This window comes from Duganella sp. GW821-FHT01E12 (genome assembly GCF_059422325.1).
This window is the reverse complement of record NZ_JBWKWR010000010.1, coordinates 16,039-30,498: the sequence shown is the minus strand read 5'-3', so window position 1 is coordinate 30,498 and position 14,460 is coordinate 16,039. Positions and strand designations below refer to the sequence as shown.

Sequence of the window (14,460 nt, the reverse complement as noted above, 5' to 3'; positions counted from 1 at the left end):
GAGGCTGGAAGCCCGGTCAAACCAGCGGTCGGCCGCATAGTCCCGAAAAAGACGAAAATGCTACGCCCGCGCAACGCCCCACCTCCCTTTTTTTGACCTAGATAACTTGCAGCATGATCTTACCGACATGATTGCTGCTTTCCATCAGCGCATGCGCGGCGGCGGCCTGCTCCAGCGGGAATACCTCGTAGATCACCGGTTTCAGCTTCTTGGCCGCCATCAGCGGCCAGACCTTGTCGAGCAGCTGCTTGGCGATCGCGCCCTTGAAGGCGGCCGAACGGGGCCGCAGCGTGGAACCGGTGATGGTCAGCCGGCGGCGCAGCACCTGCCCCAGGTCGACCGTGGCCTTGCCGCCGCCCAGCGTGGCGATCAGCGCGATGCGGCCGTCATCGGCCAGGCAAGCGATTTCGCGCGGCAGGTAGTCGCCGCCCACCATGTCGAGGATGACGTCGGCGCCGCGGTCGTTGGTCAGCGATTTGACGACGACGGCGAAATCCTCGGTCTTGTAGTTGATGCCGCGCTCGGCGCCCAGCTGCACGCAGGCCGCCACCTTGTCGTCGCTGCCGGCGGTGGCGAACACCCGGTGGCCCAGCGCGCTGGCCAGCTGGATCGCCGTCACCCCGATGCCCGAGCTGCCGCCCTGCACCAGCAGCGTCTCGCCGGCGGCCAGGTGGGCGCGGTCGAACACATTGCTCCAGACGGTGAAGTAGTTCTCGGGGATGGTGGCCGCCTCCAGCATGCTCCAGCCCTTGGGGACGGGCAGCACCTGCTCCAGCGGCGCCACCACGTATTCGGCGTAGCCGCCGCCCTGCACCAGCGCGCAGACCTTGTCGCCGATATCGAAGGTGGTGTAGTCGAGGTCGCCGTCGACGATCTCGCCGGCCACTTCCAGGCCCGGCAGGTCGGAGGCGCCCGGCGGCGGCGCATAGTTGCCCATGCGCTGGAACACGTCCGGACGGTTGACGCCGGCCGCGTGGACTTTGATCAGCACCTCGCCGCCCTTGACGACCGGCATCGGCCGTTCGCACAGTTTCAGGACATCGGCGGGGCCGGGATGGGTGATTTCAATCGCGCGCATGGCTCGCCCTCTCGTGAAGAAAGGGCGATTGTACGACAGCCGCGCTTTAGCCGCCGCCGGTGCGCGACTGCCTGGGCAGCGGCGTGTTCGGTTTCCAGGCGGCCGACAAGGCCTGGCCTTCCTCGATCTGCTCCGGCGTCATGTTCTTGACCACGGCCGAGCGCTGCTCGGCCGCGTTCATCGAGCCGTTGGCCGCCGCCAGGTTCCACAGCATGTAGGCGATCACATTATCCTGCGGCATGCCGGCCATGTGATAGCGGTACATCAGCCCCAGCGCCTGCTGCGCGTCCGGATGGCCCTGCTCTGCCGCCTTGCGGAACCAGCTGACCGCCTGCTTGTGGTCCTGGATCACCGCGTTGCCGGTGTAGTACATGGCGCCGACCACGTACTGCGCGTCGGCCTTGCCCTGCAGCGCGGCCTTGCGGTGCCACTCCAGCGCCTGCTTGTAATCCTGCGTGACGCCGCGGCCCATGTAATACATCAAGCCCAGCAGGTGCTGGGCGTCCGCGTTGCCGGCCCTGGCCAGCGGCGCGATCTCCTTCAAGGCGGCCGCGTAGTTCTTGTTGTTGTAGGCGGTGGCGCCTTCGGCGAATCCGGCATACGCGGCCTGCTGCAGGGCCAGTGCGAGTCCGATCGCTAGTATGAATTTTTTCATGTCTCGTAGGTGTGTTTGTTTTACTTCCAACTTACCTTGCCCAGGCCGTCAACGCTGACGTTGCGGTTCAGGGGCTTGCCATAGACAGTGACCGATCCCAGGCCGCTCAAGTTCAGTGTCGCGTTGGTCTTGGCGTTGACGGTGGCGTTGCCCAGGCCGCTCAAATCAACGGTGACGGAGTCCGCCTGGAACTGCTGCGCGTTCAGTCCGCCCAGCCCACCCAGGGTCGCCTTCAGCGATTTGCTGTGGCCGCCCAGCGTGATGTAGCCGGCGCCGCGCAGATCCAGTTCCACGCTCTCGTTTTCGCTGACCCACAGATGCATGCTGCCGACGCCGCCCAGGTTGGCCTTCAGGCTTTTGTAGTCACAGACCACTTTCATGCTGCCGGCGCCGTCCATCGTCAACTCCAGCTCGTCGCCGCTGAAGCCGCTGATCTCGGTCGAGCCGACGCCCTCGGACACCACCTCGCGCAACATCGGCAGCACCAGCTCGGCGCGCGCGGTCGAGCGGCCCAGCTTGATAGAGCGCCCTTCCGTCTCCAGGTGCAGCGTGTCGCCGGCGGTCGAGGTCATCAGCTTGTCCATGGTGCGCTTGTCCGCGTAGATCGTCAGCGACGGCGTCGGGCCTTGCCGCAGCTTCAGGTCGATCACGCCGTCGAGCTTGACGCGCACCACGCGGGCGTCAAGCGTCACGACGCGCTTCTCGGTACTGTCGTCGGCCGCCATGGCGCGGCCAAACAGCGCACAGAAGGCGGCAAACAGCAGGCCAAATTGGAAAAGCTTGTTCATTGTGGGGTTCCTCTGTTGTTGGGCCGGGTGCGCGAACGGCTAATGTAGCAGCGCACTGAGCTTTCTAGCAATCTTTGCAGTACGACCAATTGTCAAATTACGACAGGCTGGCTTTTTCCACTGCGGTCAGGCGCTTGGCCTTGATCACTACAACTTGCATCGGAGCCTGGGCGGCGGCCACCTGGAGGGCCGGTTGCAGGGCCACGCTCGCTTCAGCGGCGGCGCTGGCGTAGGCGGATGCGCCCAGCAGCACGGCGGCGGTGACGAAGATGGCTTCCATGTTTTTGGCGATGTTCATTTTTGCTCTCCTTGAATGCGTTTCGGTATGTGATCACTATAGCCATCACTTATCAAACGCTCATGCGGATTGCGACGAACTGCACAAATGGGGGACTGGGCGACAGAAAACCGGGAACAGGCCCGGAAGGCGCAGCGGCGGGCGCCGCTGCGCGCGGGGGAGGATTACTGGTTCAGGCCGGCGTTGACGGCGCTCCAGAAGCTGGCATCCTCCATGCCGAAGGCGTAGATCGAGGTGCCGGCCAGGCCGTAGGCGCCCACCAGGCTGGTCTTCAGGGTCACGCTCCTGGCGTTCTCGTTCCACACCGTGTGCTTCCTGCCGCCGGCCGTGTAGTTGAAGCTGATGGCGTTGGCGTTGTTGTCGTACTTGGGCGTGACGTGGTACTTGCTCAACAACGCAGGCACGTTGCGCCAGAACAGCTGGCTGCCGTCGCCATCGGCGATCCAGTCGTAGCCGTAGGCCGGGATGCCGTTCAACACCTTGGACGCCGGCACCTTGCTGGTGGCGTAGTCGAGCGCGTTCTCCATCCAGTCGGAGCCCGCCACCGGGCCGGACGCCCACGACGGGATGGTTTCGTCGTAGGTCATCACCTGGACGTAGTCGGCCGCCTGCCCCAGCGCCTGCAGGTCGAAGGCCAGGTTGTGGCTGTTGTTTTCATCGGTGAAGGAGAAGGCCGGCACGGTCATGATCAGCTTCATGCCCTGCGCGTGCAGGGCGGTCGCCAGTGCGGCGGCGAAGTCGCTCATGTTCTTGCGGTCGGCCTGGTCCACCTCTTCGAAGTCGATATTGATGCCGGCGAAGCCGTTGGCCTTGGCGAAGCCAACCAAGTTGGCCACCGAGGCCGCGCGCTTGGCGCCGGTGACGGCGTGCGACAGCTCAGGGTCCCAGCCATCGGGCGCGGTGGGCGAGACGTTGGAGATGCAGCCGTAGATCGCGATGCCCTTGGACTTGAGGAAGGTGATGGCGTTGGTCGGGGTCGGGTCGCCGTTGCCGATCACCGTGCCGTCGCTGGCCATGTTCCAGAAGTCGATGGACACCGCGTTGACGTTGGCGTAGAACTTGGTCAGCGAGTTGTAGTTGTTGCTGTAGCCCGAATAGTAGGCCAGCACCATCTTGCCGTTGGCCAGCGCCTTGCTGGCGGGAGCGCCGCCCTGCACTACGCGCTCGCTGCCGGCATCGACCGAGGTGCCGGACGACGTGCCGCTGCGCGCCGCCGTCAGGTTGGCCATGCGCGCCATGGCGCGTGACGATTCCTGGTCGGCGGGGGCGGAGCCGCCGCAGCCCGCCAGAGTCGCGGCGACACAAGTGGCTATCAACAGTTTTTTCATTGCGTATTTCTCCAATCAGAGTTTGATATAAATCTTTTTCCGGTCCAGCACATAGCCGACCGACCAGCAGCCCAGCATGTAGACCAGCGCCCACAGCAGCGTGCCGTTGTAGGCGCCGGCCCACGGCCGGAACAGGTTGAGGTAGACCCAATCGAATACATTGAGGTCGCCGATCTTGAACAGGAAGAAGGTGCTCGCCACCACTTCGCTGAACAAGTAGATGAACAGCGTGTTGCGGCCGAAGACTTCGAAGAAGTAGGTCCAACCACGCCTGCCCAGCATGTCGATCACGTACAGCAGCAGCGACAGCGTGAACAGGTCGATGGCGATGGTGATCAGCGTGTAGGAACTGGTCCACAGTTTTTTATTCAGCGGGAATACACTGCTCCAGCACAGTGCCAGTACAGCCAGCACGGCGGCCGACATGGTCAGCTTGGCGATGGTCTCGTAGCTTGCGCCCAGGCGGCGCACCAGGCGGCCGGCAAAGTACCCGGCCAGCACGTTGACGATGGACGGCAGCGTGCTCAATATCCCTTCCGGGTCGAAGGCGATGCCCTCGCCGTGGTACATATGCGCCTCGCCCAACACCAGCAGATCCAGCTTGCGCTGCGCGTTGCCGGCCAGCGTGTAGTCGCCGAACCAGTACATCAGGGCCCAGTAGCCGAACAGCGCCACCACGGCGAACACGATGGCGCCCTTCTCCTTCCAGTAATGCAGGATCAGCGATCCGGCGCAATAGCCCAGCGCGATCCGTTGCAGTACACCAAAGATACGGGTGCCGGACAGCGGCAATACAGTCAGCGATCCACCCTCGGTACTGAAGAACGGATACCAGTACATCAGGAAGCCGCACAGGAAGATCAGCGCGGTACGGGTGAATATCTTCTTCAGCACTGCCGCTTCGCCCATGCCCTCGTACTTCTCCAACGTGAAGCTGAGCGCCGTGCCGACCACGAACATAAAGGTCGGGAACACCAGGTCGGTCAGCGTCAGCCCGTGCCATTCGGCGTGCAGGAAAGGCGCGTAGGTGGTGGCCGGCGTGCCCGGCATGTTCACCATGATCATCAGCGCGACCGTCAGGCCGCGCAGCACGTCGATGGCTTGCGAACGTTGATGCTGTGTTTTCATTGATCGTGGACTTTCGGTGTTTGTTTAGCTGTTGCAAACGTTATCATCTTCGCCAGCCACAGGCGAACAGGGATAAGCCTTTGATTTCATTGGTTAAGCGTGGCCGCCGCTTACAGTTCCTTACGCTCGCGGATGCGCCCTGCCCGGCGCCGGCATCGCCGCTGCAACAAAACTTCACAGAGGCTTACAAAATGTATTGCGCGGCTGTCGCATTTCCGCTCAGGCCGGCAAACGGATGGTGGCATTGAGGCCGCCCTCGGGATGGTTCTCCAGCACCAGCTGGCCGCCGTGCGCCTCGATCACGCTGCGGGCGATGCCCAGCCCCAGGCCCATGCCGGCGTCGTTCTGCTCGCGGCCGTGGGCCAGCCGCACGTAGGGATCGAACAGGCTGGCGAAAGCGTCGTCCGGCACGCCGGGGCCGTGGTCGCGCACGGCGATCGCCACCGCGCCCGGTTCGCTGGTGACGCTGATCTCGGCGCGGTCGCCGTAGTACAGGGCGTTGTCCAGCAGGTTGCCGATGGCGCGCTTCAAGGCCAGCGGCTTGGCGCGCACCGTGATGCCGCTGTCGCGATACCCCACCTCGTGCCCGCCCAGCCGCGCGCTGCGCACCAGCCGCCCGAGCAGCGCGTCGAGCTTGACCTCGGCCGGGTTCTCGTGGATGTCGCTGTCCTTCACGCATTGCAGCGCGCCTTTAACCATCATGTCCAGTTCATCGAGGTCTTCCTCGAACTCGTTGCGCAGCGCTTCGTCGTCCAGCAGTTCGGAGCGCAGCTTGAGCCTCGTGATCGGCGTACGCAGGTCGTGCGAGATGGAGATGAACAGGCGCTCGCGGTCCTCGATGTAGCGCTGGATGCGCTCGCGCATGGCGCTGAAGGCGCGCGCGGTGTTGATGAATTCACGGCTGCCCGTCTCCGGCAGCGGCGGCGCGCGGTCGTCCTGTCCCTGGCCGAATGCAGCGGCGGCGTCAGACAAGGCGGCCAGCGGGCGCGTGATCCAGCGCACCACCAACAGGCAAAGCAGCAGCACCACGGCCAGCGACAGCCCTTGCAGCGACAGCCGGTCCCACGCCAGCGGATCGTTACTGCTCAAGAAGTACGGGTTGGGCATCAGCGCCGCCATGTACAGCCAGTTGCCCGGTTCGATCTCGGTCTGGATCACCAGTATCGGCGCGGGGTCCGGCTGCAGCAGCAGGATGTGCTGGACCCAGGCGTCCGGCAGGTCGCCCAGGTGGACGCCGTCCTCCGACACCACCAGCTGGTCCGGCCAGGCGAAGGCCAGGTGGAAGCTGGGCGAATGCGGCAGGTCGGACTTCAAGGTGGCGCCCACCGTCGCCAGTACGCTGCTGGCCAGCGGATGCTCGGCGATCTGCTGGACCGGCACGTAGGCGTGATTGAGGTTGACGAAGAAGCGCGTGCCGCCCATCTCGCGCAACTGCTGGATCAGCAGCAGGCGGTAGTTCGGCGGCAGGCTGCGAAAGAAGCGGATCGCGCCGGACGCGCCATGCGCCATGTACTGCGACGCCGACTGCGCCTCCACCTGCGCCTTGGCGCGCAGCTGGCTGGCCCAGATCACGCTGGCCGCCAGCTGCGTCACCAGCAGGCCGGCCGCCATCACCAGCATCAGGCGTCCAAGCAGCGACTGCGGCCAGATCCTGCGCAGTCGCTCCAGCGCAGACTTACGCATGCGAGACGCTGACATCCGCCGAGAACACATAGCCGGCGCCGCGCACGGTCTTGATCAAGGCGGGCTGCTTGCCATCGTCGTTGAGGCGCAGGCGCAGGCGGCTGATCTGCACGTCCAGCGAGCGGTCCAGCGGGCCGGCGTCGCGGCCGCGGGTTTCCTCGCACAGTACGCTGCGGTCCAGGATCACGCCCGGATGTTCGACAAAATATTTCAGCAGCTGGAAGTCCAGCCCCGTCAGCGCGACCACGGCGCCGGCGTTGTCGAGCACTTTGCGCTCCATCAGGTCCAGCGTGAATCCGACGAAGCGGTAATAGCGCGCCGACGGCGTCTCCAGCGCGGTGCGGCGCAGGATGGCCTTGATGCGGGCCAGCAGCTCGCGCGGGCTGTATGGCTTGGCGATGTAGTCGTCCGCGCCCAGTTCCAGGCCGACGATGCGGTCGGTCTCGTCGGAGCTGGCCGTGAGCATGATGATGGGGACGTTCGAGCGCTGGCGCACCTGCTTGCACAGCGCGAAGCCGTCGGTATCGGGCAGCATCACGTCCAGGATCACCAGCGACAGCTGCTCGGAGTGCGCGTGCAGCTCGGCCAGGAAGCTCTCGCCGTTGTGCGACAGGATCACCTCGTACTGGTTTTTCTCCAGGTAGGTCTTGAGCAGGACGCGGGTCTTTTGGTCATCGTCTACGATCAGTATCTTGCGCACCGGGTGCTCCTTGGCTTCTGAGGTTAAACAGTCGGAACAACGCGCCCAGGCGGCGTTGCGCCTCGGCGGGCGTGGCCCTGTCGTCTAGAAAATAACGGTGGATTTCGGCGATGATGGCGTCGCGGCTTGCTTCATCGGTGGCCATGCGGTGGACCAGGCTGGGAGCCTGCACCGCCGCACCCTGCGCGAAGGTGGACCACGAGGCGCGCGCGCAGCTGTCCATTTTCGACAGGTCGGCGTCGCGCCGCACCGGCACCGCACCCTTGAGCGTGTTGTATTCCGCCTGCACCTGCGGCGACACCAGCAGCCGCGCCATCTTCTCCTGCGATTGCATGTGGCGGTAGTCGCCGGCGAACATGGTCAGCGTGTCGACGCTGTACAGGTGGTACTTGGCGGTGCCGGGCGCGGTGCCGCAGGCGTAGTCCTCGTCCAGTGCCATGCCGCGTTCGGCCAGCTCCGGCTTGGCCCAGTCGCCCATGATCATCATGGCCGCCTCGCGCCGCGCGAACTGGCGCACCACTTCCGGCCACGGACGTTCGTCCAGCTGGCCGCTGATCCAGCCCTTGACGACGCGCAGCCGCTCCAGCGCCTCGGCGGTGCGGCGGTCGGCGGCGGCGGCGGGATTGCGGCGCACGAACAGGTCGCGGTAGAACTCCGGGCCGCTCTCGGCCAGCACCAGGTTTTCGAACAGCGCGGCCACCTGCCACGATTCGCTGCTCTGCGCCAGCGGCATGATGCCGGCGGCCTTGAACTTGAGCGCAGTGCTCTGGAACTCGTCCCAGGTCTGCGGCGGCGACAGTTTGAGTTGGGCGAACAGCGCGCGGTTGTAGTACAGGGTGTTGACGCGGTGGATGCCCAGCGGCGCGGCCACGACGTGCTTGCGGCGCTGGATCAGCGTCTGGATGGTGGGGAACAGGAAGCCGTTCCAGTTGCCGGCGCTGGCGACGTTGTCGATCTCCAGCAGCAGGCCCAGTTCCGCCCATTCGGCGACGGAGACGCCGATGATCTGCGTGACTTCCGGCGCATCGCCGGCCAGCACGCGGCTCTTGAGCACCTTGCCGGCGCCCAGGCCGGCGCCGCCGGGGATGGCGGCGTCCTTCCATTCGAGGCCTTCGTCGGCCATGCGCGCGGCCAGCGCGTTGGCGGCCTTGCGCTCGCTGCTGGACGTCCACCAGTGCAGCACCTGCAGCGTGTTGAGGGAGGCGGCGGGCGCGCTGGCGCTGGCGGGACCAGGCTGCTGTTGCGCGGCATGGGCGATGCTCAGCGCGCCGCAGTTGAAGGCGCAAGCCGCGGCCAGCAGGCCGAAGGACCAAGCCCGCGCCGGCGGCACGCGGCGGGCGGTCGAACGAAAGCGTAACCAGTCGAACCTCGGCAAGGCCACTTTTTCTATCGACGCTATCACTCGTTATCCCGAACTTAACAGTGCCACGATTATAACGGAGAAGATAGCCGCCGGGACTAATTGGTATGCCCGGCGTGCGCGCCGTCCGTTCAAGGGTTGTCGATGCGCGACACCTTGCCCATCCTGCCGTTGCGGTCGAAAGCCGCCACTTTGATCTGGCCCTTGTCCGATATCGGCCCGCCCACTGGTTTGCTATTGGTATTCGGCTCGCTGCCGTCGCTGGTGTAGCGCATGGCGATGCCCGGCAGGACGTGGTTGACCAGCACCTTGCCACCGTCCAGCATCAATCCCGGCGGCGCGATGCGGTAGTCGACGCCGGCGTGTTCCAGGTCGAGGCGCGGCAGCACGCGCTGGCTCAACGTGTTGACGAAGCCGGACCACGCGGCGCGGTGCAGCGCGGCGGCCTTGGCGGCGTCGGTCTCGGTGGCCCAGGCGGGATCCGGCGCCCAGGAGCGCTCGGCCATCGCCAGCAGGCGTGGCATGACGAGGTAGTCGATGCGCTCGGGCGTGCGCACGGTTTCGGTGAACAGCGTCGCCTCCAGACCGCGTATGCGGCGCTTGCCGTAGTCGGTCAGCCGGTCCTTGCCGACCAGCGGCGGATTGGCGTTCTTCAGGTAGTCCAGCGGGATGAAGTCGTAGACCGTGTCGAGTTCCACGTAGTCGCCCCAGTTCACGCCCGGTTCGTCGGGATTGGCGTTGTAGGCCATGTCCATGTACATCTTGGTCACCGGGGCCAGCACGATGTCGTAGCCGGCGTTGGCCAGGCGGTAGGCGAAGTCCTCGGCGCCCTCGGTGTTGTTCCAGACGTAGGCGCTGAAGCCGCGCTGCGTGAAGTGCGGATTCGGTATCAGCTTGTGTTCCCCATTCAGCTTGGTGCCGCGCGCCGCCAGCTCTTCCCAGCCGGAGGCGTACAGCCCGCGCTTGCGCAGGATGGCGTCGACGCGGTCATAGAAGTAGTCCCACAGTTCAGCGGTGCTCTCCAGCTTTTTCTTCTGCATGACCGCGCGGCTGGCTGGCGATTGTTCCCATGCGCCAGCGGGCAGCTCATCGCCGCCGACATGGATGGTGTGCAGCGCGACGCCGGCCTCCTTGTACATCGCCGCGACCTCGCCGATGACGTGGTCGATAAAGGTGAAGCTGGACTCCAGGCCAGGGTTGATCACATGGTCGGTGTACAGCTGCGCGGACTTGTAGACCGATTTGTCGGCCAGGTCGTTGAGCAGGTATTTGGCGGCATCCGCCTTGCCCGCGGCCTTCAGGCGGAAGTAGTGCGCTTCCATCGCCTTGACGGCGGCGCGGGCGTGGCCCGGCATCTCGATCTCGGGGATCACTTCGATGTGGCGTGCGGCGGCGTAGCGCAGGATCTCGATGTAGTCGGCGCGGGTGTAGTAGCCGCTGCCGCTGGCGTCGGCCGGATCGGGGCCGGAGCCGTAGGCAGGTTGCAGGCGCACGCCAGGCTTGGCGCTGTGGCCGCGCACCGCGCCGATGCTGGTCAGTTCAGGCAGGCCGGCGATCTCCAGGCGCCAGCCCTCGTCTTCGGTCAGGTGGAAGTGGAATTTATTGAGCTTGTAGCGCGCCATCAGGTCCAGCAGCTTGAACACGGTCTGCTTGGTGTGAAAGTTGCGGCCCACGTCCAGCTGGAAGCCGCGATACTCGAAGCGCGGTGCGTCGGTGATGGTCAGCTCCGGCAGGTCGATGCTGGCGGCGCCCGGCAGCGGCAGCAGGTCGCGCAGCGATTGCAGGCCATACGCCACGCCGGCGGCGCTGTTGCCGACGATGTCGATGCCGCTGCCGGCCTTGATCGTCAGCGTGTAGGCTTCCGGCGAGGTGGAACCGGGCACCGGGGCCACGCTCAGGCGCAGCGCGGCCGCGCCGGCGCCGCCCGCTGGCAAGTTGGCCGGGAACAGCGAACGTGCAAACGCGGCTTCGGTTTTCAGCGTGGCGGGAGCAACGATGGACGGCAGCGCGGCCAGTCGCAGCCTGCCGCTGCCCGCCTGTAGATGCTGCGGCGTCGGGAACACCGGCGGCAGCGCGGTTGCCGGCATCCAGTCGGCGTTGGCGTTGCGACGATACGTGTCCTGCACCGTGACGACCGGCTTGGCGCCACTGCTTCCCTTGTCCAGCTGCTCCGGGCGCGTGACCGGAAGGAGTTCGTAGTCCGCGATGGCCTGGCCGACGTCCGGCGCGGCGTCATACACAAGGTAAAGCCCGATCGGCGCCTTGGCCAGTTTGATCACGAGGTCCGGATGATAGTAGGCGATATTCAGCGTCTGCCCTGCCGGCACGCCGGCAAAGCCGGGCGCAGGTCGAATGCGGAACAGATTGCCGGCGACCTGCTCCAGCAGCAGGTTGCCGTCCAGCGGTCCCGTCGCAACGCCGTCCATGACGTTGAAGTACAGCGTCCAGCCCTTGGGCGGCAAGGGTTGCTGGCCAAGATTGGTGAGGATCAGGCGCGCATGCGTGCCGCCGCCCGGCGCTTCGGGCGTGAACACATTGCGCACCAACTCCCAGCGCAGGCGTATCTGCGCGCCGTTGACGACTCCAGTCAACGCGCCCTGCCCGGCCACCGGCTTGGCTTCGGGCGCCCCCTGCGCGACCGCGCCGCCGGCCATCGACGCCATCAACCACGAGGCCAAAACGAAACCACTGAACTTGATCTGCTTACGCATTCGATTCCTTTTTATTTACCAGGTGGCGCCGAAGCGGATGCCGTAGACGCGCGGATCATTGTATGACGCCGTCACGTAGCCGGGATCGACCACGCTTGCGTAGTTCTTGGCCAGGGTCTGTCCCCAGTTTTTCACATACGCCTCCAGATGCCATTTGCCGCTCGGCGAAACCAGCTTGAGCGCCGCATCGACCGTCGTGTAAGCCTTCTGCGCGTCGGAGATGTGTGGATTATCCAGATTCCGCAGCGAGAAGTACATCTTGTCCTGCCAGCGCGCCGAGATCCACGGCGTGAGCGTGTACTCGCCGATTTCGAAGTCCTGCGAGGCGTTCAGGTTCAGCGTGTTGGCCGGCGCGTAAGGCAGGCGGTTGCCCGCGATATTCAGCGGGAATTTGCCGGCGAACAGAGGGTCGGTGCCTGCATACGCCACGCATGGCGGTGCGCCGTACTTGTCGCGGATGTTACAGCTGATCGAGCTGTCCTCGCTGTAGGTCGGGTAGGATTTGATGACCGCCTTCAGGTGCGAGTACGAGTAGCCGATGTGCGAACCTGGCCACGGCTTGTATTCGCCCTCGATCTCCAGGCCGGAGATATTCGCCTGCGCCGCATTCTGCGTGCCGTAAATGACCACGCTGTCGCAGTACGGATTGGTGGCGGTGCACGGTATCTTCGGAATGATCTTGCCGACGGTGACGCCGCCGGTCAGCTGCATATCCTTGTAGCGGCTGTAGAACGCGGTGGCCGAGAAAGTCAGCTTGTTGTTCAGCAGCCGGCCCTTGTAGCCCACCTCGAAGTTGGTCAGCGTCTCAGGATTCCACGGCATGTTGGTGTAGTGCGGCCCCGGCGTCAAGCCGGCGCAGTTGCCGTTCAAGCCGGTGCGGCAGATGTCTTCCTTGTCGCTGAAGCCACCTGCCTTGTAGCCGGTCGACAGAGAAGTGTAGACCAGGTCGCGCGGCGTCAACTGGCGGCTCAGGCCCAGGCGCCAGGTGAACTTCTTCCATGCGTCCGAATCGTCGCTGATCACCGGATGGATAGACGAATCGAAGCCTCCCGCACCGTAGTAGCCGCCCATGCCGGGCTTCAGATGCGAGCTGTTGAACGGCGTGAATCCCGGCGTACCCGGCGTGCCTGGGTTGAACAGCCCCTTGAAGTAGATCGCCGGATCGTCCGAGAACGCGGTGTCCCAATACTGGCCGCCGACATCCTTGCGGGTGTCGCGCGTCATGCGGCCGCCCACGGTCAGGTTCCAGGTCGGCGCGAACTCCCAGTCGGCCTGCGCGAAGATGGCCTTGGAATCGGACTGGCGGTCGGCCTGGTGATAGAAGTAGGATTCGGCCGGGAAGCCGTAAGTGCCCCACGACGCGCCCAGGTAGTCCTGCGCGTAGTCGATGCTGTTCTTCTCGTGCATCCAGAACAGGCCCGCCACGTAACGCAGGCGGTCGTACTTGCCGCGCAGTTGCAGCTCGTGGACCGTGGAGACATATTTCGACGCCGTCGTGTAGGTGGCGTAGTCGTTGAACGGCGACGTGCCGGGGCGCGTGGCCAGTTCGCTTTCGATAGGCTGGTAGCCGCTGTCGCTGTCCTGGAGCTCGCGCCGCTTCTGGCTCGACCAGGAGGCGTTGTATTCAATGGTGGTGGATGGATTCAGATCCCAAACCAGGCCGCTGCGCACGGTATCGATGGTCATGTCCATCACGCCCGGCACGTTGACCTTCACATCCCACTGGCCGCCGGTGCAGGCGTACGGCGTGCCGGCCGCCTGTTCGCAATCCTTGATCGGCAAATCGCCGGCGCCGTTGTTCTGGTACTTCTCGTAGGTCAGGCGCCAGTCCAGGTCCGGCCGGATCTTCCAGCGAGCCTGCAAACGCGCGGCGTATTCGTCCTTGTTGGTGTAGTACTTGTCGGCGCCGACCTTCTTGTTGAAGCGTTGGTCGACGTCGGGAATGATGTTGCCCGCCGCGTCGCGCGAGGGCATGATGCCCAGCGCCGGGAAGTTCGCGGCATAGAAGTCCTGCTGCTGGTTGATGTAGCCGTCGCGCTTGATCTTCATGGCCGTGACGCGCATCGCGAAATTGTCGCTGACCGGGATGTTCTGCACCGCCGATATCTGGCGTCCACGGTAATTGCCGACGTCCGCTTCGACGGTGCCGTAGCTGCTGCCGAATTCCGGCTTGGCCGGAATGATGTTGATGCTGCCGCCGGTCGAATTACGACCGAACAGCGTACCCTGTGGACCGCGCAGCACCTCGACCTGGTCCAGATCGAACATCAGCGCCAGCGCGGCCTGTGGGCGCGGCTGATACAGGCCCGCCACGTGCAGGCCGACGGCCGGGTTGCCGATCTCCGTGAAGTCGGAACTGCTCACGCCACGGATGGCGATCTGCACGCCGCCGCTGCCATCATTCGAGGTACCCAGTTGCAGGTTGGGTATCTGGCCACTGAGGCCGCGCACGTCGGTGATGCCGTCGCGGCTCAAGGCCTCCTGCGTTACCGCCGTCACCGCCACCGGCGTCTTGAGCAGCGACGTGGAGTGGCGCGTCGCCGTCACCTTGACCTCCGCCACCTGGTCCTTGGTGGCGATGGCCGAAGCATCGGCTTCCTGCTGCTGGGCGCAGACCGCGCCGGCCATGACAGCGCAAGCGCTGCCGATGGCGAGACTCATTAACTTTTTCTTGGTACTGTGATGCGACATCATTGCTCTCCCGATCAAATCGTTATTGGTCCCGCCATCT

At 64.9% G+C, this 14,460-nt stretch carries 11 protein-coding genes; all 11 read right to left on the bottom strand.

The annotated features are described in order from the left end of the window. Positions 1 to 97: 97 nt before the first annotated feature. The 11 genes from AC07WS_RS23490 to AC07WS_RS23440 all read right to left on the bottom strand — a co-directional run bounded on the left by AC07WS_RS23490 (position 98) and on the right by AC07WS_RS23440 (position 14,390). On the bottom strand, positions 98 to 1,078 hold the full coding sequence (locus AC07WS_RS23490) for an NAD(P)H-quinone oxidoreductase (RefSeq protein ID WP_494731402.1): 981 nt from the start codon (positions 1,076 to 1,078) through the stop codon (positions 98 to 100). Positions 1,079 to 1,124: 46 nt separating this feature from the next. Further along, entirely contained in the window at positions 1,125 to 1,733 is a 609-nt protein-coding gene (locus AC07WS_RS23485; protein WP_494731401.1) for a tetratricopeptide repeat protein, read from the bottom strand. 20 nt (positions 1,734 to 1,753) lie between these two features. Next, positions 1,754 to 2,521: a GIN domain-containing protein gene (locus AC07WS_RS23480; RefSeq protein WP_494731400.1), complete on the bottom strand. Its 768-nt coding sequence runs from the start codon at positions 2,519 to 2,521 to the stop codon at positions 1,754 to 1,756. A 97-nt stretch (positions 2,522 to 2,618) separates the two neighbouring features. Beyond that, positions 2,619 to 2,819 carry a hypothetical protein gene (locus AC07WS_RS23475; protein ID WP_117013494.1) on the bottom strand — a complete coding sequence of 67 codons (201 nt, stop codon included), beginning with the start codon at positions 2,817 to 2,819 and terminating at the stop codon, positions 2,619 to 2,621. Positions 2,820 to 2,983: 164 nt separating this feature from the next. Then, on the bottom strand, positions 2,984 to 4,147 hold the full coding sequence (locus tag AC07WS_RS23470) for a glycosyl hydrolase family 18 protein (RefSeq protein ID WP_494731399.1): 1,164 nt from the start codon (positions 4,145 to 4,147) through the stop codon (positions 2,984 to 2,986). Positions 4,148 to 4,162: 15 nt separating this feature from the next. Next, positions 4,163 to 5,275 carry an acyltransferase family protein gene (locus AC07WS_RS23465; protein ID WP_494731398.1) on the bottom strand — a complete coding sequence of 371 codons (1,113 nt, stop codon included), beginning with the start codon at positions 5,273 to 5,275 and terminating at the stop codon, positions 4,163 to 4,165. A 219-nt stretch (positions 5,276 to 5,494) separates the two neighbouring features. Beyond that, the gene (locus AC07WS_RS23460) at positions 5,495 to 6,958 is read right to left on the bottom strand and encodes an ATP-binding protein (RefSeq protein ID WP_117013492.1); all 1,464 of its coding nucleotides are present in this window, start codon (positions 6,956 to 6,958) and stop codon (positions 5,495 to 5,497) included. Beyond that, positions 6,951 to 7,658, bottom strand: coding sequence for a response regulator (locus AC07WS_RS23455; RefSeq protein WP_161088373.1), 708 nt, complete (start codon positions 7,656 to 7,658; stop codon positions 6,951 to 6,953). The genes AC07WS_RS23460 and AC07WS_RS23455 overlap by 8 nt, the downstream gene beginning before the upstream one ends. Continuing rightward, a complete protein-coding gene (locus AC07WS_RS23450) occupies positions 7,630 to 9,060 on the bottom strand; it encodes an ABC transporter substrate-binding protein (RefSeq protein ID WP_494731397.1) in 1,431 nt (476 codons plus the stop codon). The genes AC07WS_RS23455 and AC07WS_RS23450 overlap by 29 nt, the downstream gene beginning before the upstream one ends. 89 nt (positions 9,061 to 9,149) lie before the next feature. Continuing rightward, on the bottom strand, positions 9,150 to 11,729 hold the full coding sequence (locus AC07WS_RS23445; protein ID WP_494731396.1) for a family 20 glycosylhydrolase: 2,580 nt from the start codon (positions 11,727 to 11,729) through the stop codon (positions 9,150 to 9,152). Positions 11,730 to 11,744: 15 nt separating this feature from the next. Further along, entirely contained in the window at positions 11,745 to 14,390 is a 2,646-nt protein-coding gene (locus AC07WS_RS23440) for a TonB-dependent receptor (protein WP_494731395.1), read from the bottom strand. Positions 14,391 to 14,460 lie beyond the last annotated feature (70 nt).

Bases quoted from the DNA above. Each gene is read 5' to 3' on its own strand.
- AC07WS_RS23490 (WP_494731402.1), bottom strand. From the start codon at position 1,078: ATGCGCGCGATTGAAATCACCCATCCCGGCCCCGCCGATGTCCTGAAA.
- AC07WS_RS23485 (WP_494731401.1), bottom strand. From the start codon at position 1,733: ATGAAAAAATTCATACTAGCGATCGGACTCGCACTGGCCCTGCAGCAG.
- AC07WS_RS23480 (WP_494731400.1), bottom strand. From the start codon at position 2,521: ATGAACAAGCTTTTCCAATTTGGCCTGCTGTTTGCCGCCTTCTGTGCG.
- AC07WS_RS23475 (WP_117013494.1), bottom strand. From the start codon at position 2,819: ATGAACATCGCCAAAAACATGGAAGCCATCTTCGTCACCGCCGCCGTG.
- AC07WS_RS23470 (WP_494731399.1), bottom strand. From the start codon at position 4,147: ATGAAAAAACTGTTGATAGCCACTTGTGTCGCCGCGACTCTGGCGGGC.
- AC07WS_RS23465 (WP_494731398.1), bottom strand. From the start codon at position 5,275: ATGAAAACACAGCATCAACGTTCGCAAGCCATCGACGTGCTGCGCGGC.
- AC07WS_RS23460 (WP_117013492.1), bottom strand. From the start codon at position 6,958: ATGCGTAAGTCTGCGCTGGAGCGACTGCGCAGGATCTGGCCGCAGTCG.
- AC07WS_RS23445 (WP_494731396.1), bottom strand. From the start codon at position 11,729: ATGCGTAAGCAGATCAAGTTCAGTGGTTTCGTTTTGGCCTCGTGGTTG.
- AC07WS_RS23440 (WP_494731395.1), bottom strand. From the start codon at position 14,390: ATGAGTCTCGCCATCGGCAGCGCTTGCGCTGTCATGGCCGGCGCGGTC.